26 protein-coding genes are annotated in these 25,784 nt (G+C 57.6%); 3 read left to right on the top strand and 23 right to left on the bottom strand.

The window, feature by feature from the left end; genetic code table 11:
• Positions 1-70: 70 nt before the first annotated feature.
• The 12 genes from QWJ34_RS18210 to hrpB all read right to left on the bottom strand — a co-directional run bounded on the left by QWJ34_RS18210 (position 71) and on the right by hrpB (position 12,503).
• Entirely contained in the window at positions 71-973 is a 903-nt protein-coding gene (locus QWJ34_RS18210) for an aldo/keto reductase (protein ID WP_302730018.1), read from the bottom strand.
• The gene (locus QWJ34_RS18205; protein WP_302730016.1) at positions 970-1,752 is read right to left on the bottom strand and encodes an acyl-[acyl-carrier-protein] thioesterase; all 783 of its coding nucleotides are present in this window, start codon (positions 1,750-1,752) and stop codon (positions 970-972) included. The genes QWJ34_RS18210 and QWJ34_RS18205 overlap by 4 nt, the downstream gene beginning before the upstream one ends.
• A gap of 205 nt (positions 1,753-1,957) precedes the next feature.
• Complete coding sequence (locus tag QWJ34_RS18200; RefSeq protein WP_302730014.1) at positions 1,958-2,542, bottom strand: nitroreductase family protein; 585 nt, start codon at positions 2,540-2,542, stop codon at positions 1,958-1,960.
• A 66-nt stretch (positions 2,543-2,608) separates the two neighbouring features.
• Entirely contained in the window at positions 2,609-3,640 is a 1,032-nt protein-coding gene (locus QWJ34_RS18195; RefSeq protein ID WP_302730012.1) for an aldose 1-epimerase, read from the bottom strand.
• Positions 3,641-4,238: 598 nt separating this feature from the next.
• Entirely contained in the window at positions 4,239-4,928 is a 690-nt protein-coding gene (locus QWJ34_RS18190; protein WP_302730010.1) for an ArsR/SmtB family transcription factor, read from the bottom strand.
• Positions 4,929-4,999: 71 nt separating this feature from the next.
• A complete protein-coding gene (locus QWJ34_RS18185; protein WP_302730008.1) occupies positions 5,000-6,298 on the bottom strand; it encodes an MFS transporter in 1,299 nt (432 codons plus the stop codon).
• A 37-nt stretch (positions 6,299-6,335) separates the two neighbouring features.
• Complete coding sequence (locus tag QWJ34_RS18180; RefSeq protein WP_302730007.1) at positions 6,336-6,554, bottom strand: hypothetical protein; 219 nt, start codon at positions 6,552-6,554, stop codon at positions 6,336-6,338.
• 18 nt (positions 6,555-6,572) lie between these two features.
• Positions 6,573-7,574: a Gfo/Idh/MocA family protein gene (locus QWJ34_RS18175; RefSeq protein WP_302730005.1), complete on the bottom strand. Its 1,002-nt coding sequence runs from the start codon at positions 7,572-7,574 to the stop codon at positions 6,573-6,575.
• Positions 7,575-7,811: 237 nt separating this feature from the next.
• Positions 7,812-8,177: a replication termination protein gene (locus QWJ34_RS18170; protein WP_302730004.1), complete on the bottom strand. Its 366-nt coding sequence runs from the start codon at positions 8,175-8,177 to the stop codon at positions 7,812-7,814.
• Positions 8,178-8,386: 209 nt separating this feature from the next.
• On the bottom strand, positions 8,387-8,971 hold the full coding sequence (locus tag QWJ34_RS18165; RefSeq protein WP_302730003.1) for a DUF4269 domain-containing protein: 585 nt from the start codon (positions 8,969-8,971) through the stop codon (positions 8,387-8,389).
• Positions 8,972-9,109: 138 nt separating this feature from the next.
• Positions 9,110-9,799, bottom strand: coding sequence for a general stress protein (locus tag QWJ34_RS18160; RefSeq protein WP_302730002.1), 690 nt, complete (start codon positions 9,797-9,799; stop codon positions 9,110-9,112).
• Positions 9,800-9,920: 121 nt separating this feature from the next.
• Positions 9,921-12,503, bottom strand: a complete 2,583-nt coding sequence (gene hrpB, locus QWJ34_RS18155; protein WP_302730001.1) for an ATP-dependent helicase HrpB — start codon at positions 12,501-12,503, stop codon at positions 9,921-9,923.
• 158 nt (positions 12,504-12,661) lie between these two features.
• On the opposite strand from hrpB, the gene gluQRS reads away from it, so the two are divergent.
• The gene (gene gluQRS, locus QWJ34_RS18150) at positions 12,662-13,609 is read left to right on the top strand and encodes a tRNA glutamyl-Q(34) synthetase GluQRS (protein WP_302730000.1); all 948 of its coding nucleotides are present in this window, start codon (positions 12,662-12,664) and stop codon (positions 13,607-13,609) included.
• 171 nt (positions 13,610-13,780) lie between these two features.
• On the opposite strand, the gene QWJ34_RS18145 is transcribed toward gluQRS, so the two are convergent.
• Entirely contained in the window at positions 13,781-14,152 is a 372-nt protein-coding gene (locus QWJ34_RS18145) for a DnaJ family domain-containing protein (RefSeq protein ID WP_302729999.1), read from the bottom strand.
• A 795-nt stretch (positions 14,153-14,947) separates the two neighbouring features.
• On the bottom strand, positions 14,948-15,745 hold the full coding sequence (locus tag QWJ34_RS18140; RefSeq protein WP_302729997.1) for an SDR family oxidoreductase: 798 nt from the start codon (positions 15,743-15,745) through the stop codon (positions 14,948-14,950).
• 375 nt (positions 15,746-16,120) lie between these two features.
• On the opposite strand from QWJ34_RS18140, the gene QWJ34_RS18135 reads away from it, so the two are divergent.
• Complete coding sequence (locus QWJ34_RS18135; protein WP_302729995.1) at positions 16,121-16,360, top strand: hypothetical protein; 240 nt, start codon at positions 16,121-16,123, stop codon at positions 16,358-16,360.
• A 109-nt stretch (positions 16,361-16,469) separates the two neighbouring features.
• On the opposite strand, the gene QWJ34_RS18130 is transcribed toward QWJ34_RS18135, so the two are convergent.
• The gene (locus QWJ34_RS18130) at positions 16,470-17,303 is read right to left on the bottom strand and encodes a methyl-accepting chemotaxis protein (RefSeq protein ID WP_302729993.1); all 834 of its coding nucleotides are present in this window, start codon (positions 17,301-17,303) and stop codon (positions 16,470-16,472) included.
• Positions 17,304-17,545: 242 nt separating this feature from the next.
• On the opposite strand from QWJ34_RS18130, the gene QWJ34_RS18125 reads away from it, so the two are divergent.
• Positions 17,546-17,938, top strand: coding sequence for a winged helix-turn-helix transcriptional regulator (locus QWJ34_RS18125; protein ID WP_302729992.1), 393 nt, complete (start codon positions 17,546-17,548; stop codon positions 17,936-17,938).
• A gap of 39 nt (positions 17,939-17,977) precedes the next feature.
• On the opposite strand, the gene QWJ34_RS18120 is transcribed toward QWJ34_RS18125, so the two are convergent.
• From QWJ34_RS18120 to QWJ34_RS18085, 8 genes are all read right to left on the bottom strand, one after another.
• Positions 17,978-18,115, bottom strand: coding sequence for a hypothetical protein (locus tag QWJ34_RS18120; protein ID WP_302729990.1), 138 nt, complete (start codon positions 18,113-18,115; stop codon positions 17,978-17,980).
• A 161-nt stretch (positions 18,116-18,276) separates the two neighbouring features.
• On the bottom strand, positions 18,277-18,636 hold the full coding sequence (locus QWJ34_RS18115) for a hypothetical protein (protein ID WP_302729988.1): 360 nt from the start codon (positions 18,634-18,636) through the stop codon (positions 18,277-18,279).
• Positions 18,637-18,818: 182 nt separating this feature from the next.
• Entirely contained in the window at positions 18,819-20,075 is a 1,257-nt protein-coding gene (locus QWJ34_RS18110) for a polysaccharide pyruvyl transferase family protein (protein WP_302729986.1), read from the bottom strand.
• 37 nt (positions 20,076-20,112) lie between these two features.
• Complete coding sequence (locus tag QWJ34_RS18105) at positions 20,113-20,832, bottom strand: PIG-L family deacetylase (protein WP_302729985.1); 720 nt, start codon at positions 20,830-20,832, stop codon at positions 20,113-20,115.
• Positions 20,833-20,855: 23 nt separating this feature from the next.
• The gene (locus QWJ34_RS18100) at positions 20,856-21,836 is read right to left on the bottom strand and encodes an LCP family glycopolymer transferase (RefSeq protein ID WP_302729984.1); all 981 of its coding nucleotides are present in this window, start codon (positions 21,834-21,836) and stop codon (positions 20,856-20,858) included.
• On the bottom strand, positions 21,833-23,218 hold the full coding sequence (locus tag QWJ34_RS18095; RefSeq protein WP_302729983.1) for a sugar phosphate nucleotidyltransferase: 1,386 nt from the start codon (positions 23,216-23,218) through the stop codon (positions 21,833-21,835). The genes QWJ34_RS18100 and QWJ34_RS18095 overlap by 4 nt, the downstream gene beginning before the upstream one ends.
• Before the next feature lie 117 nt (positions 23,219-23,335).
• On the bottom strand, positions 23,336-24,244 hold the full coding sequence (gene galU / locus QWJ34_RS18090; RefSeq protein ID WP_302729982.1) for a UTP--glucose-1-phosphate uridylyltransferase GalU: 909 nt from the start codon (positions 24,242-24,244) through the stop codon (positions 23,336-23,338).
• A 52-nt stretch (positions 24,245-24,296) separates the two neighbouring features.
• Positions 24,297-25,763: an MOP flippase family protein gene (locus tag QWJ34_RS18085; RefSeq protein ID WP_302729981.1), complete on the bottom strand. Its 1,467-nt coding sequence runs from the start codon at positions 25,761-25,763 to the stop codon at positions 24,297-24,299.
• Positions 25,764-25,784: the final 21 nt, after the last annotated feature.

The following is a 25,784-nucleotide window of genomic DNA, read 5'->3' as shown; positions in this document are numbered from 1 at the left end:
TCGGCTTCTTCTTTCTCTTACCCTTAACAGGAAGCGCTCTAACGGAAAACGGAACTTTCCGGCGAAAGGATCAGCGGTGCTGCGTGTAATAATTAGCCGGAATCGCTTCGCGGATAGCCGTCAGCTCCTCGCCGCGAAGCGGCGGTTTCGAAGCGGCTTCCGCGTTTGCCCGAAGCTGCTCGATCGAGCTTGCGCCCGCCAGCACGCAGGCCACCGCCGGCGCGGCCGCCGGATAGCGCAGCGCGGTTTCGGTCAGCGACCGGTCGGCGGCCGAACGAATACTTTCGCGGAACAGGCGCAGCTCTTCTTCGCCGTATCCGAGCAGTCCTTTGGACAGCTTGGTGTCGCCGCCGTCCGCAAGCATGCCGCTGGCGACCGGACCGCGGGCGATCAGGCCGATCCCTTTGCTTTCCAGCAGCGGCAGCACTTCTTCCTCCGGACGCCGGTCGAAAATGCTGTACTGGCTCATGACGCTGACGATATTGGAACGGGATACGTATTCGCGAATCACATTGGGACGAATCGACGAAATGCCGTAGCAGCGGATGACCCCTTCCCGCTTGAGCTGTTCGAATGCTTCGATTGTCTCGTCGATCGGGTCCTCCAGCGTCCCGCCGTGGAGCTGATACAGATCGATATAGTCCGTACCAAGGCGGCGCAGGCTGTCTTTGACCGCCGACAGGATATACCCTTTCGATGCGTCCCAGGCCCAGCCTTCCTGACCGGGAATCCGGCGGTTGCCGACTTTGGTCGCCAGCACGACGTCTGAGCGGCGGCCTTTGATCGCCTGGCCGACCAGTTCTTCGTTGCGGCCCGCATCGTACAAATCCGCCGTATCGAGCAGATTGATGCCCAGATCGAGCGCTTCGTGCAGCAGATGCACCGCCGTTTTTTCTTCCGTGCCGATCGACATGCAGCCCAGGCCGATCTCGCTTACCTGAAGATCCGATTGTCCAAGCGTATTTCTTTTCATTCGACAGTTCCCCTTTCGTTTTCCGTTTCGGACGCCGCAGACGATTGCGCGAATGTCAGTACGGCTTCGAACGTGCTTCGTCCGTTTTCACCCGCCGCGCCGATCGCCAGCTCGTTTCCGAGCCGGCAGCGGCGCAGCGCGAGCCGGTCTCCCATCGCCGCTTCCCGGCTGTACGTGATATGCAGCGAGCAGAGATCGAGCGTACGCAGTTCCTCCGGCGTCAGCAGATCCATGCACAGATCGGCATAACGCGCATTGTTCATATGGCCGTAACAGTCCACCGCGCTGTATGGAACCGTATAAGAACCGGCCTCCGTCCAGGCGGCGTCTTCGCCCGGGAGCACGGCCTTGTCCGGCGCTCCGGCCAGCGAAGGACGACCGCTTGTCGGAAGCGGAAACGGAACTGCCGACGGACGCAGAATCCGGCGCCGGGCCATATCCACCAGCGTCCATGCCGTCGAAGCGCGGGCCAGTTCCGCCCCGTCCGCGCCGAGTATACGGTAATCGCGCGTCCACTGCACGCCGGAAGCGCCGCAGTTCCAGGTTTCCAGCTCGATCGGAATCCCGAGCTTCGGCAAACCGTTCAAGTCCAGTTTTGTCGTCATCAGAATCCAGGCCAGTCCGTGTTCCAGCATCCGCCCGACCGATATGCCCGCTTCTTCGAGATGGCGGTCCGCCGCATTCTGCATGGCGCCGAGCAGCGCCGAAGGTCGGATCCTGCCGGCATAATCCGATTCAGTCACCGAGAAGGCCGGCGATTCCGTCCAAAGCTCACGCATACATCCCTCTCCTTCCGGGCGGAGGAAGTCTTCCGCCGTTCCTCTTTCATTATAAATATAAGCGATCCCCGTCGGCAAACGCCGAGCCGGGCTTTCTTCGAAACGGACACGGCAAAGCCCCGCGGCCGGACGGTCCGGGCGGGGCTTTGCTTGAAAGTCGCGCGGCGTGCGCCGCTATAAGCTTACCGGCCCGCCGCTAACCGGATCAGGCTTCGAACGTGTCGATCCAGACAGTCTTGCTTTCCGCCGGCTCGCGTTTGCCTTCGCCCGGCTCGCGGTCCGGGTAACCCAGATAAATAAATCCGAGCATCTGTCCGCTGCCGCCGAGGCCGAAGCGTTCCGCCATCACCGGGTGATAGCACGGGCTTCCGCTTCTCCATACCGCGCCCAGTCCCAGCGCGTGCGCTTCAAGCAGCATATTCTGGACGGCCGCGGCGACGGCCAGCGTTTCTTCGATCGGAATAATCTTCGGTCCTTCGACCGGCTCGCAGCCTACGGCAATAATCACCGGAGCCCGCGAGACTTTCTTCAGCGCCGAAGCGAGCATCTCTTCGCGCTGCTCGGCGGAAGGCTCGATGCCTTTCTCGGCCGCTTCGACATCCGCCAGCGCGGAAGCCAGCTTGCCTCTTCCTTCTCCCTGGAGCACGAAGAACCGCCACGGTTCGGTCTTGCGGTGATTCGGAGCCCAGGTGCCCGCTTCCAGAATCCGTTCGATCCGGTCCCGGGAGATTTCCTCGCTTGTGACCGCGCCCACGCTGCGGCGGGTGCGGATCGCTTCCGATAGTTCCATTTCGGTTCCTCCTTATCGTTTGGGGTTTCGACAGCCTGCGCGAAACGTCTGCCGGTCGGGTCGGGTTTATACGCCCGAAGCCAGGTCCACGGCGTAAATCCGGCTGGTCGCCTGCCAGACTTCGCCCGGCTCGATCGCGAACAGTCCCATTTCTTCGGCCGGCAGCGATTGGTTCGGCGCGTTGACCAGATTCGTTTGCGGTTCCGGGCAGATAAACTTGCCGCCCGCTTTGCTGTTCCAGATCATCCAGTGCCGGTACGACGTGCCTACGTCGTAGACGAGCTTGACGCCGATTCTCGTATCGGTGATCTCCGCGCGGTTGCGTCCGCCCTGCGGCACGGCCGTGTAATGATTGTCCATCTCGTCGGCGTACGGGCTGGAGCCGCTTTCGCGCATCTCTTCTTCCCACTCCGTCAGCGGCTGGAAACCGCCGGTCGGCAGCATGCGATCGTCGAGCTCGCGGCGCTGGCCGATGGTGACTTTGATGCGGCAGTCGTCCGAAGAACCGCCTTCGGCGAACGGCGCGTTAAGCGCGGTATGGAACGCCAGCAGCGCCGGGAATTTGCGTCCCGATTCGTTAAAGATCGTGACGGACTGCTCCAGTCCGAGCGAACTGAGGGTGTAGCGGATACGAAGCGTGAACGCATACGGGAAGTATTCGTACATCTTATGGCCTTCGCCCACATGATGCGAGACGGTGACGAAGCTTCCGCTTTCGTCGGCGCCGAATCCTTCCACTTCCCAAGGAAGCGTATGCAGATAGCCGTGCAGGAAGTTGCCGGTGGCTTCTTCGTTCACCGGAAACTTATATTCTTCGCCGTTCCACTTCAAGCGGCCGCCATCGTAACGGTTGGGCGGAAACAGGGGCGGGATGCCGTGCGTGCCGGGATTCTCGACAAACGCCTGCATCTCTTCCGGCTCGCGCAGGAAGCGGAAGCCGCGCGCGATATCGCGGAACGCGATCAGGTTGCCGCCGATCTTGGGCAGCACGGCCGCTTCGTAGTCGCCGTATTTCAGCCAGACGGCTTCTTCTCCGTTGTAATCGCCGCGGCTCGCTTCGTGCACAGGGCGATCTCCGGCATTTGGATTCATCGACATGTTCAGTCTCCTTTAAATCAAAATGGATGCAACAACACGGTCTATTATAACGCGGTTGGGGAGGCGCTTTCAATTTGATTGCGGAATGGGAAATGAAAAAAGACGGAATTGTTGGATTCCTTCTGGGTGTTGGGAAAGTCTTATTTGTAAGGGAAGCTTGGGGGGGCTGCGAGAGAAATTCGTTAGCGTAGGCTTACGATGGGCCTTTCTTCGAAAGACTTTAGGTCGCGTGTTGAAATCGGGAAGACTGATTAGATTTTAGTTGTATCTTCCCGATTTCAAAGGCGAACACTATCAGCATATGCTTCCGGGGTAACTTTCTTTGAAAGTTTGTACCTCCACTGAATTTCTCCCTCCGCTTATAAGCTCCAGCTTAAAATCGGATTCCCAACCTAAACGGAATTCAAAAATTCCGTTTATTTATTCTTTTCCGATTCCGCTGTGGCGGCGGGGAAAAGCACGTCCGACTACTGTACAGTCGGACGGTGACGAACAGCGCGTTTTCTCGGGTTGGCATTGTCATGCGGTTTGTCGCTTCGATTCATTACGGTTCGGCCTCGTTCGAACTTGATTGCATGCAAACTGGATGCGGCCGTTTTTACTTCGGGCCGCGTTTAGCGCGGGGAGTTCGGGCGGCGGGTTTTTGGGCCGGCTTCGGGGACTCGGGAGCTGGCTGTTCATCGTTTGCGCTCTCGCCCCGGCTCTCGTCGGCGGGGGAGGCTTCTTCCGGATTGGCGCCTACGGCCAGGAAGAAATCGTATGTCAGAACGCCTTCTCCCTGGCGTTTGCGTTCGTAAGGTTCAAGCAGTTCCCGGATGCGGCCAAACAATTCTTTTTCTTCTTCTTTGCTCATATGCAGCACGTTTTGCACCAGGCGGGTAGGGTTATTCGTGTCGGTCTGCTTCAGGAAGGCTTCGCGCGTCTCGTCGAACTGTTCGGCGACCAGGCGGCGTACGTTGGACATATAAACGCCGCGCAGTTCGGGTTCGATCTCGGCGGAGCGGATTTCGATCTCGCCTTCGAACGAACGGTAGTATTTGGCTACGATCCCGTTGACGACTTCGGTATGATCGATCCACAGCAGGCCGATGCTTTCCAGTTTTTTGACATGGTAATACACTTTGGCCGGTACTTCGCCGAGGCGGTCGGCTACTTCTTTTACGGTTGCGGTACGGCCGAAGTCCAGAAAGGTTTTCATAATTTTCAGCCGGTAAGGGTCGGAGTAGATCTTGATCTCTTCCAGCGAATTCAGCGTTTTATTGTCTTTTTGGCGTTCTTTCTTGTCCACAGCTCCAGCTCCCGCTCCTTGTGATCTGTATCCATTATAGGCGAAAAGCGGTCCGCTGCACAAAACGGTATTTATTTCAGCGAGCGGAAGGTCCGGTTGGCCAGCAGGATTGCGCCGGGCAGCAGCGTCATCGCGCCCAAGGCGATATAGATGCCGCCCAGCTCGAAATGTTCGGCCGCGCTTCCCACAAGGATGCTGCCGAGCGGATAAGCGCTGAGACAGATCGTATTGAACAAACTGCCGATTCGGCCGAGCATGGAGGAAGGCGTATTCTCCATCAGGTAAGACGTCATCGGGGAAGCGATCAGGTTTACCGAAAAGCCCATCAGAAAATACAGGGCCGAAGCGAATACCAGCGCGGTATTGGAGTCGGGAAGCGCGGGCGGCAGCAGAAGCAGGGCCAGCGAGACGCCGTGCAGGATAAAGCCGGAGATAATCAGCAGCCCTTTGCTGAATTTTGCGCCGATGCCGCCGAGCGCAAGTCCGGCCGCGATCATGCCGGCGGCAAGCGAAATGCTCAGCGCGCTCAGCGCGGCCGGTCCCTGGTGCAGCAGCTCCGCGACGTAAGCGGCTTCCAGCACTTCGACGGGCGCGGCCACAAAGTTGATAAACGCGACCAGCAGCACAATAAGCAGCAGCTTTTTCTCGGCAAACAGATAAGCGGCTCCCGAGCGAAATTGCTGCATAAATCCGTCTTCTTCGCCGGCGGCGGAAGCTGCGGAAACATCCGGCCCCCGCGTTCCAAACAGCACAAGCGCCGACAGCGCCAGCATCAGAGCGTTTACCCAGAACGCGCCGCCGATGCCCGCCCAGGCGATCAGTCCTCCGGTCAGCGCGTAACCGCCCAGACGGGCGCTTTGCGAGATCGAAGCCGACAGCGAGTTGCCCTGCAGCAGCAGGTCTTTGGGCAGCGTATGCGTCACCCACGACATCATGGCCGGATTGGCGAACGCGGAGATCGACGACAGCAGAATCGACAAAGCGAACAAATGCCAGACTTCGATATGCTGCGTAAAGACCATCAAACCGGTGAGGAATACCAGGCTTCCGCGCAGCAGGGCGCTGAATACCGTCACTTTCTTGTTGGACCAACGGTCTACCAGCACGCCGGCGAACGGCCCGAGCAGAATGTTGGGCAGCATGCCGACGGCGAACAGCGTGCCCATCATCAGTTTCGATCCGGTCAGCATATACACAAGCCAGCTGTAGGCGATCGCATCCACCGCATCTCCGAAGTTGGACAGAATGCGCGAGAGAAGCAGGCGCATAAACGACTTTTGTTTCAGAAGCTCCGTCATGCCGAGGTTTTTCGCTTTCGTCCGCTGTTTGGATCTCGGAACGCTTCCGTGCAGAGTTTGAATATCGTCCATTTGTTATTTCCTCCTCAAATTTTTATTATTGTTAAAATTATTTTAACGTTGTTTTTATTTTAACGGATAAATCCAAGAAATCAATAGTTACGTTAAAATATTTTTGACGTCGATCCGCAAAAAAGCCGCCGCCTCGTTTTAACGATGGCGGCGGCGCGTGCGGCACTCCTTTTTCAAAGCTGTCGCTGCTTGGCGTTTCGATAGGCGCGGCTGGCGCAAAAAGCGGACTCCGGCCGGGAGCTGCGCTTCTTTCCACGCTTACCTTTTAACGCAATCAATCCTGCTCGATGTCCGCCCTGCGGCCTTCCCTGGCGGACTGCAAGCAGGCGTCGACGACGCGCATATTGCGCAGAGCGTCCCGCGGTCCGTAAGGCAGCGGTTCTTCCCCGAACACGGCGCGCGCGAACGCGTCCGCTTGAAGCGCGTAGTGATTGGCGCAGGGCAGCTTCTCTTCGCGGCGTTCGCGGTCGGTGTGCACGACAAGCTGCGGATTCTCCCTCCAACCGAACATATACGGCAGCTCGATGCGCCCCAGTGTGCCCGTCACTTCGAAATACGAGCGATTATACGCCCACATCCCGCATTGAAACGTCAGGGCGATTCCGCCGGGAAAGCCGAGCAGGCCGGAAGCGTTCATATCCACCTGGTCGTGCTCCGGGGAGAAAAACGCATGCGCCGACGCCCACAGCGGTTCGGCCTGCGCAATCATGCGGGCGGCGGAGAACGGGTATACGCCGATATCGTAGATCGAACCCCCGCCTTTCGCCCGGTCGAATCTTACATTGCCGGTATCGTCCGGCGTACAATAAGTGAACACCCCGTGCATTGCGCGAATCTCCCCGATCTCGCCGGAGTCCAGAATTTCGCGCAGACGCTGGTGCTTGCCGCCGTAACGGTACATGAACGCTTCGGAAAAAAGCACGCCGTGCCGCTCGCACGCCTCCAGCATTTCCCGGGTTTCCTGCGCATTGAGAGCCGCGGGCTTTTCGCACAATACGTGTTTGCCCGCCTGCGCGGCTTTGATCGTCCATTCTTTATGTAAGTGGTTCGGCAGCGGAATATAAACGGCATCGATCTCCGGGTCGGCCAGCAGTTCCTCGTAACTCCCGCAGCTCCGCGGAATTCCGGCTTGTTCGGCGGCCCGGCGCGCTTTGTCCGCGCTGCGGCTGGCTATGGCGGCCACCGTGCCGCGCTCGGATTCCTTGATCGCCGGAATAAGCGAACCCATGGCGATGCCCGCAGTGCCAAGGATGCCCCATCTCAGTTGTCGAGCCATTCGATTTCCTCCTTCGCAAAGCTTGATTTACTCTGTGCAGAACGGCTTCGCCGCTTTTCTTACTGCTTATGATAACGTTTTCTATTGAAACTGCCAACCGCCGCGCCTCAGCGCGTCAAAGCTGCCGAGCTCGCGCACGCGGCACAAAAAATAGAGGCGGACGTTCCCGTCCTTCCTCTACTTTCGGCGGACTCCCGTGTATACGGTTGCGCTTTACCCGCCCGCGCGGACGGCGCGTCAAACGCCGTAGTTGTCCGACGCGGCTTTGTTGAGCATGCCCAGGCAGCGGTCTAGATCCGTTTTTACCTGTTTTTTGTACAGTTTCGCTTTCTCCGGACCGTCGTCGGTAAAATGATACAGCACGATTTCCTGAAAATCGACGCGCGGATCGCTGCCTTTGAGCTGCTTGGTGCGGTAGAAAATGCCTTCGTGCACCAGCTCGTGCAGCGCGCGGTAAATTTCGCTTTGGGGAGGAACGTACCCGAAGGGTTTGAAGTTCTCCTTCATTTCCTCGAGCATCTGGTATCCGTATCCGCGCTGCTGTTCGACCATGGTGATGAGGTACAGCTTGATAAATGCACGTTGTGCGATCATGAAGGCCACGGGTTTCCCCCTCCTTTTCGGGTGAACATTTGTTCCCTTTCATTATAATCTACTTTACGCAAATTCACATCTCTTGAAAGTATTTGTGCGTTAATCGTACGGGTTTGCCGACTGAACGGTTCTTTTCCCGGCGTGAGGTCGAAACCGGCTTTATTTCACGCATGCTGGACAGGACTGATTTTCTATTTTGAATTTTTCATATGTTGAAATTATTTTTTATTACGAATCAATTCGAGCAGTTCGTGATCCGGCATCAGCGACAACCGGTACAGTTCGGCATAAGGATCGCCTTTCAAACCGTAGAATTCGGCGAAAGCCGGCTCTGTTTTGCGGCCGCCGCGCTTCAAAGCCCGGATTTGCGCGGCCGCTTGCGGATCGTCCAGTTCCAGCAGCCTGCGTTCGACCTGCATATGCCGAAAACCGTTCTGCTTGGCTGTCGGCCGCGCCTGGCCGAACAGCTCGATCGGCAGGCCGCTCAGCCAAAAACGCACGACCGAGCGTTCGACGCCGTCCACACTGCGATGGTAACGTTCGAAGCCTTCGCATTCCCCAAATATTCGCAGCGCGTATTCCAGAAAAGCCGCGTGATCGTAAACCTCGCACAGCACATCGACATCGCTGCCGGGAATATCGATTCCGATCGGCAGCGTTCCGGCCAACGCCGGACGATAAGCGGCAAGCCGTTCCAGCACTTCCGCTTCGCCCAGCATCCCGGCAATCTCCCGCTGGCGCGCGTTTCCGGCGTCCAGTCTGCGCAGTCCTTCGCCGATATCGCCGAAATCCGTGTTTTGCATATTCGTTCTCCCCTTTTCCGGCGCGAGCAGCGGATATAAAAAGGGAGAAGCGCCGAAGCGCTTCTCCCTTTGCCGTCCACCGCTTCATTCGGTATCGTCTTCTGCTGAACCGACCGGCGGCCGGGGGCATGCGCCGATTCAGATACGGCGGTCGCCCCGCGGCGGGAACACGGTATCCGCGGGCTCGGACGCGTCGTTGATCGTCGAACGCCGGGTCTCCTGCTCGCCCAGCGCGCCGAGCGCAGGATCGGCATTGTTGATTCTCGTATTGTCGAGCGCGGGATTGACGGTTTCTCCCGTGCTCATCCGATTGTCGTACCCTTCTTCCGTCAGGTGGTAGCGGTTCGCGTTCAGCGACCGGTTATCGCGGAACGAATTGTATACGGAGCCGCTCCGCTGGTCTTCGTCCACCAGCACGAGGATATTGCCGCGATCCAGATAGCCTTCGTATTCTTTCGCTTCGTCTTCCGGGATTCCGAGTCCCACCAGGCCTCCGACCAGACCGCCCGCTCCGGCGCCCACCGCAAGCCCGGCCAGCGTCGCCGCCAGGGGGCCGGCCGCAAGGATCGGCCCGATGCCCGGAATCGCCAGCGCGCCCACGCCCGCCAGCAGGCCGGTTACGCCGCCCAGCACGCCGCCTGTCGCCGCTCCGGCCGCCAGTCCTTCCGGCGCTTTGGTACCCGTTTCTTCGTCTATCGCTCTCAGATCGTCACGGTCTTTTGCCACTACCGAAATTTCATCCGAAGTGAATCCCTGGCTTTGCAAGTTTTGAATGGCCAGAGAAGCTTCCCGTTCGTTCTCGAATACGCCCACAATTTTCTTAGCCATGCGAAAATCCTCCTTCAAGGATGAATTGGATGTGTGTTCGCACATTATTACCCTGTAAAGGCTGTACGAAACGCCGGATCGCTTTCTCCGCCTGGAAGATAGGCCCGTACGCCGGGCGATTTTACGATTTCGGGCGAACGCGCCGCGTCGCTTCGGCAATCGACGGATCGTCGGGCCAATAGTGCTTGGGATAGCGGCCTTTCAGGTCTTTTTTGACTTCGAAATACGTTTCGCGCCAGAAGTTCGCCAGGTCGGCCGTAATCTGCACCGGCCGCCTTGCCGGCGACAGCAGCTGCACCGTGACCGGAATCCGGCCGCCTCCGATGCGGGGCGTGTCCGTTTGCCCGAACATCTCCTGCAGCTTGACCGCGATAAACGGGCGCTCGGGATCGCTGTAATCGATCGCGATCCGCGATCCGCTCGGAACGCCCAAACGCGTCGGCGCTTCGGTGTCCAGCCGCCGCCGCTGTTCCCAGCTCAGGCGCTGTTCCAGCAGCCGCGCAAGCTCCAGCTTCCGGAGCTGATTCCCGCTGCGGATGCCGGAGACAAAGGGCAGCAGCCAGTTTTCCATATCCGCCAGCAGCGACGCGTCGTCCGAAGCCGGGAATGCTTCGTCGGCCCGGTGCATAAAGATCATGCGGTTTTGCAGCTCGCGCGCTTCTTTGGTCCACGGCAGCAGACGGCCTTCGCTGCGGCGTATGCCGTGGAGCAGAGCGGCGGCGACGTCTTCCTCGCCCGGCGAAGCCGCCTGCGACGAACTCAGGATCACCGCGCCGATGCGCCGGACGCGCAGCGCGGATACCGCTTCGCGTTCGTCGTCCCACTCGACGCGGATTTCTTCCTCGCCTTCCAGGGAGGCGAATTCTTCCAGGTCCCCGGGCTCCAGCGGCGCGGCGAGCCAGATGCGGCCTTCGGCGCCCTGGTCGTCGATATCGGCGGCGACCAGATATTCTTCGCGCGAGAGCAGTTCGCGCTCGGGCACGTACGCGCCGCGTCCGCCGCTGAGCAGAAAGCGGCCGCTTCCCCGCCGCCGGGCTACCCGGTCCGGGAAAGCGAAGGCCAGCAGCAGCCCCGCCCGCTGCGGCGAAGCTTTGCCCGGGCCGGGCGGCAGCCCGGCGATCCGGCGCAGCCGGGCCGCGCGCTCCGCGGCGCGTTCTTCCGGCGTGCGCGCGCCGGAGCGGCCGCGGGCGGAAGCGCTTTGCAGCGCGGCGAGCCGCGGCAGCAGCGAGACGGCGTCGGTCACCGCGCCGCCGGAAGGCGCGGGCGCGGCGGCCTGCTCCTGCAGCAGGGCTGCCAGGTCGCAGGCGGTCTCGCCCAGGCCGAGCGCCAGAGCGCGGCGAATCATGCGCGCAAGGCGCGGATGCACGCCGAGCGCGCTCATCGCGCGGCCCTCGGCCGTGATCCGGCCGGCCTCGTCCAGCGCATGCAGCCGGCGCAGCAGTTCCAGCGCGCCGGCGTAGCCGGCTTCGGGCGGCATGTCGATCCAATCCAGCTCCGCCGGATTGGCCGCGCCCCAGGCGGCCAGTTCGAGCGCCAGCGGCGCGAGATCGCTTTGCAGCATCTCCGGCGCCCGCGCGGCCGGCATGCCCGCCTCCTCCTCCCGGCTCCACAGCCGGTAGCAGACGCCGGGAGCGGTACGGCCCGCGCGGCCGCGCCGCTGATCCGCCGACTCCAGCGACTCCGTCAGCGTAACGAGCCGCGACATGCCGGTCCGCGGCGAGAAGGTCTGCGTGCGGATCAGGCCGCTGTCCACCACGGCCGTCACGCCTTCGACCGTAATGCTGGACTCCGCCAGCGAGGTCGAAAGGATGATCTTCCGCCGGCCTTCGGCGGAAGCGTTCACCGCCCGCCGCTGCTCTTCCCGGCCGAGGCCGCCGTGCAGCGGCAGAATCTCCGCGCCCGGCAGCCGCTCGCCGCGCAGCAGTTCTTCGCGGGCGCGCCCGATCTCGCGCACCCCGGGCAGGAAGACGAGGATGCTTCCCTCCGTCTCCCTCCAGGCGCGCCGCGCCGCGTCGGCCGCGCGGCGCTCAAGCGGCGCCGAGCGCGGACCCGCGGCGTAGACCGTTTCCACCGGGAATACACGCCCTTCGCTGCGAATGACTTCGGCCCCGCCGAGCACGCGGCTTACCGGCTGCGGATCGATCGTCGCCGACATCACCAGGATGCGCAGATCCTCGCGCAGCACGGCGCGGCTTTGCAGCGCCAGCGCCAGGCCGAGATCGGCCTGCAAGTTCCGTTCGTGAAACTCGTCGAAGATCACAAGGCCGGCTTCTTCCAGCGAAGGATCGGATTGGAGCATCCGGGTCAGGATGCCTTCCGTCACCACTTCGATCCGGGTGCGCGCGCCCGATTTGCTGTCGAGCGAGATCCGGTAGCCGACCGTTTCGCCGGTCCGCTCGCCGAGCGACTCGGCCATATAATCCGCCGCGGATACGGCGGCCAGCCGCCGGGGTTCCAGGATCAGGATCTTCCGCCCTTCCAGCCAGGGTTCGCCGAGCAGCGCAAGCGGCACTCTCGTCGTTTTGCCCGCGCCGGGCTGCGCGATCAGGATCGCCGGCTTATTGTCCGCCAGACTTTTCTTCAACAGCGGCAGCGCTTCGTCGACCGGAAGACTTCCGGCAAACGCGCCGCGGCCCGCCTGCTCGGGCAGGCTGCCGAGCGGAGGTTTTTTTCTATCTGTATGCCCGTTATATTCCGTATTCATTGCAGTTATTCTCCTTATTATCGTATTGCGCGGAAGTTCGCGGACGCCGTCATAACCGATCCGCCGCCGCGAATCATTTGGGCCCGGCCGGGATGTAGCGTATAATTGCATATATATGAAAAGTTAGCGACTTGTCTCAATCAAAGGAGTGCATAATCATGAACAGAGGACGCTTCGCGCCCACCCCTTCCGGCAAGATGCACCTGGGCAACGCGCGGACGGCACTGCTGTCCTGGCTGCATATGCGCGCGTTGGGCGGCGAATTCGTGCTGCGCATGGAAGATATCGACACAGCCCGCTCGCGGGGCGAATGGGCTGAGCTGGCCCTGCTCGATCTGCGCTGGCTCGGACTCGATTGGGACGAAGGGCCCGACGTCGGCGGCCCGTACGCTCCCTATACCCAGAGCGAACGCATGGAGCGGTATGCCGCCGCGCTCGAACGGCTGCAGGCTTCCGGCCATATCTACCCGTGTTACTGCAGCCGGGCCGATATTCTCGCTTCGGCCAGCGCTCCGCACGGCCTGTCGTCGGAAGGCCCATCCTACGCCGGCACCTGCCGGCATCTGACCGCCGCCGAACGGGCCGAGAAAGCGCGGCGTAAAGACCCATCCCTGCGTTTTGCGCTGCCGGAGGGACGGGAAGTCCGTTTTGCCGACGGTATCGCCGGACCGCAGGTTTTCCCGCCCGGCAGCGGCGGCGACTTTGTCATCAGCCGGGCCGACGGGCTGTACTCGTATCAGCTGTCCGTCGTGGTGGACGACGCCGATATGCGCATTACCGATGTGCTGCGCGGCTCCGACCTGCTCGACTCCACGCCGAGGCAGATTCTGCTGTACGAAGCGCTGGATCTTGCGCCGCCGGCTTTCCTGCACGTGCCGCTGCTGAACGGACCGGACGGCAAACGCCTGGCCAAGCGCCACGGCGGCATCGCAATTTCCGCTTACCGGGAACGCGGCACGGCCCCGGAGCGCCTTGTGGGCTGGCTTGCTTACGTCAGCGGTCTGATCGACCGCCCGGAGCCCGTCAAAGCTTCCGAGCTGGTCCGCTCGTTCGACCTGTCCATGATTCCGCGTCAGCCCGTGGTTGTCGACGTACCCGACATCTAAGTCCAAACTCAAACGGCCGCTTAATCGTCGACACCCGCCGGCTGCGCGCCGATTCTTCGGTTAGGCTTGTCTTTCTTTTTTATTTCGGCGGCCCCGCTTTTCGAGGCATTAAACCTCGATCGGACGCGGCAGCCGAACCTTTTATTTTTCGAACCCTTATTCTCGTTATCCTCAATCTCCGAGCCGGTCCCGGATTCGATCCGCGTACTGCGAATAAACGCCCCCGCTCCAGCCTCTTTCTTCTTCGACCATTCTCAACTTGAGTTTTTTCGCCGTCAGTCTTCCTTTCAGCGATTCTTGTTCTTCTCCCGCTTCGCACGCCGCCAGCAGGTCTTCCAGCTCCAGACACTCTTTGCGCAGCGTAATTTCCTCCGGCACCATGCCCGCATTTTTCAATATCTTGTACGGGACTTTCAATTCTTCCGGCACGCCCGACAGATCGTCGGGCGGCGCCGGCTTCCCTTTACCCGGCAGATCGTCGAATTCCCCGTTTCGCATCGCTTCTTCGATCTTCTGTTCCGCCAGCCACGACATCCAGGCCATCCGTACCCCTCCCGCATGCAATTTGTCGTTCCATTATACCCGATCCCGCTTTCCTTTTCTTCTTTTTGATTTTTGCTAAAATGCTTGAAAAGACCTGTCCAAAAGGACAGGTCAGGGTGTCAAGAAAGGCGGATAAGGTTCCCTACGAAAAATAGCGGCGCAGGTGCACTTATTTGAGACGAAATGCTTCGTTTTCTTCAAATAGCGACGCAGGTACACTTATTTGGGAGCCAAAGACCGAATGGAAGCGAAAAAGCTCAAAATAATTGTATGAGCGACGTTATTTTCTCCAAAACGTAAAATTAAGCCTGAATAAGGGGCTATACGCAGCTATTTTATATTCGTCGTGCCGCTCGCTTTATTTCTCCAGCCCTTCCCCGATATTTCCTCTCAATCAAACCTTCCTGTCAAAGTACTTTGTCACCTTTCAAATAGCGGGTTTACGCTTGGCTGAAAGGCACACGGTTCAAGTGCGATTCCGCCGGAGACCTCATACACGCACGGGTCAGGTACGAATCTCAGCCAAGCGTAACCTTACCTTCATCCGGGACAAAGTATTAGGGTTACATCCAATCGTTTCTCGACAATCCGACCCGTCCAAAAGGACAGGTCTTCATAATCAATCATTCTTTCTTTGTCTCGCGCTTTCTTTGTCTCGCGGTCTGCGAAGCAGCCGCCCACCCTTCCCTCGCGTTCGCGGTGAGCGAGCCGGATTCCGGACTGGAGCGACTTTGGCTTCCCGTAGGGAAACGACGGAGCGATAGGCCGGAATCCGGCGAGCGGCCCCAAACGCGCTCAGAACAACAAAGATTCTCCCCCGTCCACCGTAATCGAAGCCCCGGTCACGTGCCGGGCTTCGGAGGAAGCCAGGTATACGGCCAGGTCGGCGACTTCTTCCGGCAGGCCGTGGCGGCCGGCCAGAGGGTGATCGCCGCCGCGCGGGAACTCCAGCGGAATCGCGATTTCGTCGGCCAGATCGTGCTCGTCGGTCGTTTCGTCGATATTGGTCGAGATCGCGCCCGGACAGATGGCGTTGACGCGGATCTTGTAACGCGCCAGCTCCAGGGCGGCCATTTTGGCGAACGCGACCTGTCCGGCTTTGGAGGTGCTGTACGGCGACATGCCGATACTGGAGAAGCGGGTGTTGCCGTTGACGGAGCTTGTAATCACGATGCTGCCTCCGCCGCGCTTTTTCATATGGGGAACAGCCAGCTTGACGGACAGGAACATTCCGCCCAGATTGACGTCGATCGTTCTCTGGAACTCGGCCAGTTCCATATGCTCGATCGGTCCTTTCGCGCCGTTGATGCCGGCGTTGGCGAATACCGCGTCGAGACCGCCGAAGCGTTCGACGACCGCGTTGAAAGACTGTTCCATCGTCAGCGGATCGGAAACGTCCACCACGCATACGAGTCCCGCTCCGCGGCGGATGTCCTCCACTTCTCCGCGCACCGATTCCGCCCGCTCCGAATCGAGATCGAACAGCCCCACATTGGCGCCCTCGCTCGCGAATTTAAGCGCGGCGGCGCGTCCGATTCCCGATCCGGCGCCGGTTACAATTACGGTTCTGCCTTCAAAACGTGTTGCCGACATAAAGTCCCTCCTTATCGAATTGGGCTGTGGATGATATACTTTTCAAGGAAGCTAGACAGCTGCCCCAATCAGGGTATTTATTACCCCAAACCGCGCGCTTTTTAATCATTTTGCAATTTTTCGGGGATTTTTCGGAAATCGGTTAAATATTCACCGCAAAAAGGTTTTCATACAGGGGATAACGCGGGTAAACAACTAGTAAATTTGGCCGGATACGAGGTCAACACATGCGGTGCGGGAGGGATGTCGGCTTTTTTTCAGAAAAAACCTTAAAAATAGTAAACATTACGATGAAATTTAAGCGTTTTTTAATTTGTTTTTAAGGAAGCAAGTTTATAATAAAATCACGAACAAATAAACGATGAGGTGAGTATAGTGAAAACGACGATTACAGTTCAAGAAAAACTGGTTCCCGTTTACATTGACGCCGAGAATACACAACCCGCTCAGAAAATGCTCAGACTGCTGACCGGCGCATTAGATAATAAGCTCTCCAACGGCAAAAGAGCGCTCAAAAAATGTATCGGTTCTTTGATCAGTATCGAAATCGTAGGCTCCGAAGCGATCCTGCACTCGTATCGCGAAAGCGATACACTGGCATTGTCCCTGTATTGATCCGCTTTTCCCGAGGTACATAAAAAGACATTCCGGTTCGGACGGAATGTCTTTTTTCGTATGCGCAGCAGCGCAAACAAGCGGCTCTTACCGGCCCGAGCCGTTCTTTTTACTTCGCGCCTTCTCCCAGCACCTGGCGCGTAAAGTCGGAAAATTCCCGGCTCAGCTCGTTAAGACGATCGGTCAGCGAACTGAATTCGCCCAGCAGCTGCGCCTGCTCGTTGGAAGCGTCGGAGATCGATGTAATCTCCTGCTCCATGCGCAGGATGCTGCTCTGCACGTTGTTCAGCGCCAGTTCGATGTTCTGCGTCGCTTTTTTCGTATCCACCGACAGCTTGCGCACTTCGCTCGCCACGATCTGGAATCCCGCGCCCTGCTCGCCGACGCGCGCCGCTTCGATCGCGGCGTTCAATCCGAGCATATTGGTTTGTTCCGAAATTTCGCGGATAAACGAAGTGACTTTGTTGACTTCGCGGGCATCCGTTACCGCGCGGCCCGAGTTTTCCTTAATCTCCGTCGTGGCGGCCGCAAGCTGCTGGGACTGCGCGGCGATCGAAGATACGTAATCGGTCAGCGAGCGGCTGACTTCTTCGATCCGCTGCCGGAAGCCCTGCAGGAAATTCTCGGTCTGCGGCGTATAGGCGACCATGATCGCACCGACCAGCTGCCCTTCTTCGTCGAATACCGGCAGCCCCTGACCGTCGACTTCGGTTCCGTACACCGACGCGGGAATCCGCGCCGCGGAACTTTCACCGCGCAGCGCTTGTTGCAAATTGGGATCGTTGGACGGAATCGGCTTTCCGGGAGTCAATCCGAAATCCAGATTGGCAGCCGGCGAATAAAACACGAACTGTCGGGTGTCGGTCAAAGCGATCATCGCTTCCGCGTTAATCAGCTTTCTGAGATAAGGGATACTTTGAGTCAGCGCATCTAAAATATTCATCGACGGACCTTCTTTCTTCAACAGGGAGATGGTTGCAAACCAATCGTAAGGCTTTCTCTCCCATTTCGTCAATGTTCGACTCTTTTTGAAGATCTATGCAAAAAAGAAAAAGCCCAAAAACCCGTTTCCGATTATACAAAATAACGGGCGAAAGCGCATAGGCGGCCGATTCGTGATATAATTAAGTAGATAAAGGCATTTTGTGCAGCAACTTTCCCGAGGAAAGCCCGGAGGTGACAACAATGAAAGATTCAACGGTTTGTCCGAGATTCGAACGAGGCATGCAAATTTTGTCGCAGCGCTGGAACGGCTTGATCATTTACCGGCTGCTTACCGGCCCGCAGCGATTCTGCAATATTCAATCGGCGTTTCCCGTCAGCGGAAGACTGCTTTCGGAACGGCTCAAGGATCTCGAGAAAGAAGGCATCGTGATCCGGCATGTGTATGCGGAGACGCCGGTGCGGATCGAATACGAGCTGACGGACAAAGGACGCGCTCTGCAGTCTACGATCGAATGTATTCAAGGCTGGTCGGACGATTGGATCGAAGAACCGCGGCAGACCGACCCGACGGCGGAAGCCGTAGAACAAACAGAAGAATGCGAAGAAGCCGCGGCGGGCTTAAAAGCCGAATAAGAGGTTCCGCGAGGAACCTCTTTTGTATGCGCGGCTGTTTCAAGAAGTCAGCCGGCGCGGTTTCTCGGCGCTTTCCGCCTTACGGATACGGATGGCCAGCAGTTTGGCCAGATTTTGTTTGGTTTGTTCGTCGGTAGCACGGCTCAGCTTGGTCCAAATGAAACGGTCGATTGACATGCGCTCCATCTCCTTTAAAGTTCGGAAATCAACCTGTGTGAACATGCGTTTGGGATATCGCTGCGGGTTTTCGTAATGAGTTAATAACCGCTTTTGAGAGGTCCTAAACGCCGGAATCCCGTGTAGTTTTGTTCATAAAAACCACTTTTTTACATGTCGTTTCAAACTCCGTACGCCCGTTCCGCTTCTACGCTTTCCGCAAAGATTTCAAGCACGGGCTGCATGGTCCACGAACCGATAAACGCAAAGCGCTGAAGCTCGGCCGTCCGGTTTTGCGGACGCTCCTGCAGCAGCCCTTCCACAAACGGATCGCCCGCAGACCGGATTGAGGACGTCTCCAGCGCTTCGATCTCCTGTCCCGCCGAGTTCCGGTCGATCGTCCCCGCTACGCCTGTAAAGCGAAACAAAGCCCTTTTGCCGTCCCAGAGACGGTATTCCACCCTTGCCTCCGATTCCGACAGCATTACCGACGCGACCGTCCCGTCGCTGAGCGGAATTTCTCCGATAAATAACTGCTGCATTCCTTTTGCTCCCCTTCCTCAATCAACGTTGTAAGAGTAGCATAAAATTCGCCGCCCAATCCGCCTTTTTTGTCTCGGCGCGCAAAAAAACCTTTATCGCCCCGGCTTGAAGGTCGGTAAAGGTTTTCCTGCGCAGCCCCCTGCGGTTGTTCGGCTTCGATTCCGATCTTTTTTACCTTCAATCAGCCGATTTGCAGCGTGGCGTCTTCAAGCGGGTCCAGGTCCCGTCCGCTCGCGCTTTGCGCAGCCGGAAGCTCTCCGAATACCTCGCTGAAAATGGTGCGGCTCTGAATCTCCGCCAGCACGTCGGAAATCTTTCCCGATTCCGCGCCGCGGTGTTCGATCATCCGGTCGATTTTGCTTTCGATATCCCGCTCCACATGGCTCAGATCGCGCACGTCGAACATATACTCTTTTTGTCCGAAACGTCCCAGCAGCTCCTGGTACTTGGTCGCCCAACCCAGCGCCAGCACCGGAATGCCGTTCTTGTAGGCGTGAATAATGGAGTGATATCTCGATGCGATAATGAACTGGAACTGATTCAGAATATGATGAATTTCGATGCAGTCGTACTCTTCTTCGAGCAGGACCACCCGTTCGTCGTCCGGATAATTTTGTTTGATGCCTTTACAGATCTCCAGATCTTCCGTCGAATGCCGCAGCAGATAAACGTTCATGCCGCGCTTCAGCAGATGATCGGTCATTTTGCCGTACGCCTGCAGCAGATCTTCGCGCGAACCGTACTTCATCGTTTTGACGTTCGGCACGATCGCGGCGGAGTTGTCTTTGACGATCACTCCCGGATTCGGCTGATACGCGCCCGGCTTGAACAGAACGTCGAGATTGTATTCGCTGCTGCCCTGCAGCACCAGGTCGACCGAACGCTTGAGGTTGCCGGTCGTATAAGGGCTCAGGAACTGCATGCCTTCGTCTTCGCGCGCATAGATATGCGTCGGATAAGTCATGTACTTTTTGATCAGCGCCATAATGACGGATTTGTATTTGCTTTCGTAATCGAACGGTCCGAACGATTGGGGCATCAGCACCATCGGCACCTTATAGCGCTTGGCCAGCATGATGTTGACCAGATAGTTCACGGAATGGCGGATCGTAAACTGCGAAGAGAGAGCAAAGCCGCTGATATCGATCATCATGTCGGTGTCTTTCATAATGCGCTCCATATCGGCTCGCGTGACGTTGACATGGTTGGCGCCCGGAATCAGTTTGCCCAGCGTGCCGAACAAACCGCCCAGCATTTCGATTTTCAGTTTTTTGCCGATCTTGACGATATCGAAGGCGTACCCCCGGTCCGGATCGACGCAGTTGACCAGTATTTCTTTATCGGGATAACGTTTCTTGATCTCGTTGATCACCGTAAAAGTCATCGCCTGCGCGCCCTTGTTTTCCATTTGTCCGCCTACGATCAAAATCTTCCCCATCCGTTCGCATCTCCCTTTTCGCAGAATTTTTTTAATTTCAATAAGGCTTATGGTAGTAAGACACCGGATTGGCGATCACCGCGTCGATTTCCTTGCGGACCGAGTGGTAACCGATCGCAAACTGTTCCAGCGCCGGATTCCATTTCTTGTATTCGCTCAGCGAAGCGACCACATACTGCTTGCTGCGTCCCGGACGCTCTTTATGTAGCTGGAGACCTTTTTTCGCTTTTTTCGCCTGGCGTAGATTGTAGGGTTCGACGTACAGACGCAGATCGGCGATCTTCTCCTGCCGGTACAAATTCAGCCCCGCCGTCCCCATATTGGCATGATCGCGGTGATTGCCGCCCAGATCGGTGAACGTTTTGACCCGAGCTCCGTGATACCGGTCGGTAAACGAACGAATCAGTTCTTCGCAATCTTCCACCGTCGTGGTGCCGTCCTGCATATCCTGCATGAAATGCACGTTCTCCACCGGAAGTCCCAGCGCCAGGCACGAACGCAGAAACTCGTCGTTCCGGCAGCGGGTCAGATCGGTCCGGTCCAGCGGCGTATAGCCTTCAAGCTTCGGGTCGAGTATCTTTTTGTACAGGCTGCTGCGGATCTCCCCGTTCAGCTGCTTGAACACATTGGAAGCCGAGCCGTCCGTATACAAGATCACATGGCATTCGTCGCCAGCGTCCAGATGATTGCGGATCGCCGCTCCGAACGTCAACGCTTCGTCGTCCTGATGGGGAACAAAAAATAAATTGACTGCCATTTCCGTCCGCTCTCCTTCATTCTTTATTCGCCGCTTTGCAGCTGCCGCGTCAGTTCCGCATGAATGCGCTCCTTCTCCGCGTCGTCGACCATATAGTAGTAAATACCGTCGATGCGCTTGCCACTGCCCTGTACCTCGTCTTTGTCCACCGTCTCGATCTGAGTCCGGTATTTGGTGACGATGTCCAGCATATCGTCTTTGGTCAGATTGGTTTTGACATTGTCTTTGACCGCGCCGAGGATCGAATTCAGCTTGGTGATGTTGGAAACGCTTTTGCCTTTGTCGATCAGCGCGGACAGCACCAGCTGCTGCCGCTCGTTGCGGCCGATATCGCCTTTGGGATCGTCGTAGCGCATTCGCGAATACATCAGCGCTTCGTGACCGTTCAATTCGATCGGTCCTTTGTCGTATGCGATATGCTCGAAATCGAACTGAAACGGATTGTCCACCGTTACGCCGCCGAGAATATCGATAATGCGTTCGAGACCTTCCATATTGACTTTGACGTAGTAATCGACCGGCACGTCGAGAAAATTCTCGACCGTATCCACCGACATATCCACGCCGCCGAACGCGTAAGCATGATTGATTTTGTCTGTTTTTCCTTTGCCGACAATTTCCGTGCGGGTATCGCGCGGAATATTGAACATCAGCACCGAATGTTTCTGGGGATTGACGGCCAGCAGCATAATAGCGTCGGAACGGCCGATATCGTTTTCACGTTCGTCGACGCCCAGCACCAGCAGATTGAACGGTTTGTTCTCGCTCAGATCGGCCGGCAGTTCCTGCGCCGCCTCCCGGGCGCCGGAAACGCCGAGGGAAGCGGTCAGGCTCCCCCCTTCAACATCGGGACCCGCGCTTCCGATCGTCGTTTCCGAAGCCAGCGGCTCGTAAATCGATTCCATCGTATCCACGACCGGACGATAAAGCGAGTAGGCGTAACCTCCGACGCCGACCGTCAAAGCGGCGACGGCGGAGATTACGATCTTGGCCCCGCGTTTCATAGGGCGCCGCGGCGTCCGACCGCTTCCTGGCGCTTGCAGTGGCTTTCGATTTCCTGCCAGCTGCTGAACATTTCTTCGAAGTCTTCTTCCTGTACGACCTCGCCTTTTTGCACTTCGATATATTCCATATCGCTGAAAGCTTTCAAGCAGTGGTAAGTGCCCGGTTCAACCGTTACGACATCGCCCGCAAAGATGCGGGTAATCGTATCGCCTTTGACCAGCACGCCTTCGCCGCTGATGATCGTCCAGGTATCCGTGCGGTGCATGTGCTTGCAGTAGCCCAGGTTCTTGCCGGCCTGTACGCCGATTCTTTTGGTCAATACTTCGGTGCCGTCCTCGAACTTGGAATAATCGAGCACGCGGTACCAGCCCCAGCGGCGCTCTTCGTACATCGGGCGATCGGCGGCTTCGGCCAGTTCCTTGACCCGCGGGCTTGCCGCTTTGTCCGATACGAGAATGCCGTCCGGGCTGACCGCGACGACCGCATCGGGCATGCCGATGATCGTGACCGGAATATCCAGCTCGTTGATGAGGTGGGTATTTGGCGAATCTTCGCTGATCGTGCCTTTGCCGATCTGCTTGACGCCCATATTCTCAGTCAGCGTATTCCAGGTGCCGAGGTCTTTCCAGTAGCCGTCGTACGAAATTACCGCGATATGCTCTTCTTTCTCGACTACCGCGTAGTCGAAGCTGATCTTCTCAAGCGTCGCATAGCGGGCGAGCAGCTCTTCGTACTGCATCGGCAGACCTTCGCGAATGAGCTTGTCCATCATATAGCTCAGCTTGAACGCGAACACGCCGCAGTTCCACAGCGCGCCCTGCTGGATCAGACGCTCCGCGCGGTCTTCGCTCGGCTTCTCGGTGAAGCGCGAGACGCGTTTGTAATCGCTGCCGCCGCCTTCTTCCGGGACGATGTAACCGTATTTGGAAGACGGGTATGTAGGATTCACGCCCATCAGCGCGATCTTCGCGCCGGATTGATGCAGCGCGCTGTCCAGACCCTCGAGCCGGTCGAAGAAACGGTCGTCGACGTAAGGATCGACCGGCAGAATGCACACCGTCTCGTCCAGGCCCACATTTTGCGAATACAGATAGGAAGCGGCCAGCGCGATCGCCGGGAACGTATCGCGGCGTTCCGGCTCGGTGATGATCGGTACGCTGCCCAGCTGATTTTGCAGAATCTCCACCTGCATCTTGCTGGTCGCGATAACGGTCGATTCGGCGAGGCCGGCGCCTTTGATCTGCCCCCAAACCCGCTGAACCATCGATTCCATTTCGCCGTGCTCATTCTCCAACACTTTCAGAAACTGTTTCGATCTGGCGTCGTTGGACAGCGGCCACAGCCGCTTGCCCGAACCTCCGGACAAAAGTACCAATCTCATGCAAGCCCCTCCATTCGCTCAATTCTGTCGATTTATAATGTGATGTCGTCGTCTGTTGATTCTTGCAAGGTCCCTGATACCCTTGCTTTGCAGATTCTTGTGTGTACGATTCCGGTGTTATACGATCTTGAGGTTGTCTTTCTTCTCCGCTGCGGCCGGATCGCCGATCAGCGATTCGATCAGGTAGTCTCTCAGGTCGCTGCCGAGGTCTTCGCGTTTGAGCGCGAAATCGACGTTGGCTTTGAGGTAACCCAGTTTGCTGCCCACGTCGTACAGGGTGCCGTCGTAGCGGAAGCTGTACATCTGCGACAGCTGAGCCAGCTGTTTGAGCGCGTCGGTCAGCTGAATTTCCCCGCCTACGCCCGCCGTCTGATGTTCCAGAATATTCATGATTTCCGGTTCGAGAATATAGCGGCCAATCATCGCCAGGTTGGACGGCGGATCGACTTTCGGCTTCTCGACGAGATCCGTAATCAGGTTCAGGTTGTCGGTCAACTTGTCGCCTTTGATGACGCCGTAGCTGCTGACATCTTTCCACGGAACGGCTTCGACGGCGATCATGTTGCCGCCGGTGCGTGCCTGCTCGTCCATCATCTGCTTGAGGCACGGGACTTCGCTGTCGATAATCATATCGCCGAGCAGCACGGCGAACGGTTCGTTGTTGATGAATTTGCGTGCGCACCAGATGGCGTGTCCGAGACCCAGCGGTTCTTTCTGGCGGACGCAGTGGATTTCGACCAGGTTGGTCACTTCGCGAACGATGCTGAGCAGTTCTTCTTTATTTTTTTCTTCCAGGTCCGCTTCCAGCTCGATGTTCTTGTCGAAGTGGTCTTCGATCGCCCGCTTGCTGCGGCCGGTTACGATAATGATATCTTCGATTCCGGAAGAGATCGCTTCTTCCACAATGTACTGGATCGTCGGTTTGTCTACGATCGGGAGCATTTCTTTAGGCATCGCCTTCGTTGCCGGCAGGAATCTTGTTCCAAGCCCCGCGGCCGGGATGATCGCTTTTTTGACTGTACTCATTGATGATGCCCTCCCTTAATTCTGAATGTTAGGATAATTAACCTTGTGCCGGTCATTTTGCTAACTTAGTTTTACTTATAAGCCGATTCTTGATGTTTTGAAACAATTCTTTGTTAAAAAGAAACATAACCGCGATATAAATCAATGCTCCGACCGCAACCTGGATAATAAAATTCGCTTCCTGCGAGAAGACCGCGACGGACAAATAATTGATGACCAGCACGCCGCCGACCATGATCATGCCGTAGGCGAGTCCCGGCGCCATGCTGCGCAGATAGTCCGGCAAACAGGAGCCGATCGTCCGCCGCATGGCGTAGTTGTACTGGATAATCAGCAGGATAAACTGGATGACCACATAAGCGATACACGTGCCCATGATCCCTCCCCAGTAGGTTCCCAGCGCAAGCCCCGGCACCTGCACGCACATGCCCATCAGCGTATAGCGGAAGTACATGTCCGTGCGTCCTTTGGACTGCAGCAGCGGCTGGATCGGAACGATCAGGGAGCGGATCAGCATCGCTACGGCAAGCACTTGAATCAGAGGGACGCTCGGTTCCCATTTCGCGCCGAAGATAAACGGAACGAGGACGGGGGCCGTTACGAGCAGCCCCAGGTAGATCGGGGCGTTGAGATAGCTGACGAGCGCGATCGTTTTGATATAGCCGCTGCGAAGACGCTCGATATTGTCCTGCATTTTGGCATACAGCGGAAGGCTGACGGTATTGATCAGCGGAGTCAGCTTGAGTACCGGCATTGTACAGAGCTGGAACGCGAACGAATAGTAACCGAGAACCTGTGCGCTATATAAACGCCCGATAATGATATAGTCGATATTCGACATCAGCGACTGGATCACGTTGGACGACATTTGATACACGCCGAAGCTCAGATACCCTTTCAGATCCTTTTTGGCAAAATGCAGCGCGGGCGTCCACTTTTTCCAGCCCTGAATCATCAGCATAACCGACTTGACAAGCGCGTTGCCCAGATTGGACAGCACGAGCGCGTATACGCCGAAGCCGGCCGCCGCTCCGCCGACGGCGAGCAGGAACCCGACAAAATACGAAACGATTTGAATTTTCGCAATATTGTCGAATTTCAGTTCTTTGCGAAACAGTACTTCGAACTGCTGGCCGAGCGCCGGCAGCAGACACAGCAGCGCCATCAGGCGGACCGGATTCAGCAGCTGCGGTTCGTTGTAGAACCAGACGACGAGCGGAGCCGAGAAGAAAATAACGGCCGCAATAAAAGCGCCTGTGGCCAGATTCAATATGTAGAGACTCGACAGATGATTCCGGGTCACGTCCTGACGCTGAATGATGGCGTTCGAGATTCCCACGTCGGTCAGATTGACCGCGGCGGCCACGACGACCATCGTCATGCTCATCAGGCCGTATTCGACCGGCGTAAGCAGTTGGGACAGCGCGACCAGCTGCAGCAGCTGGATCACGATGGTGACGACCGTGGCAATGGTAGACCACTTCGCCGCCTTGATCCCTTTGGATTTTAACGAAGACATGTCGCCACTCCTTTTTCTTGT

This window comes from Saccharibacillus sp. CPCC 101409, from assembly GCF_030518235.1.
In the GTDB taxonomy this organism is placed as follows: Bacteria; Bacillota; Bacilli; order Paenibacillales; family Paenibacillaceae; genus Saccharibacillus.
The sequence above is the reverse complement of the archived record's forward strand: the minus strand, read 5'-3'. Positions and strand labels throughout refer to the sequence as shown.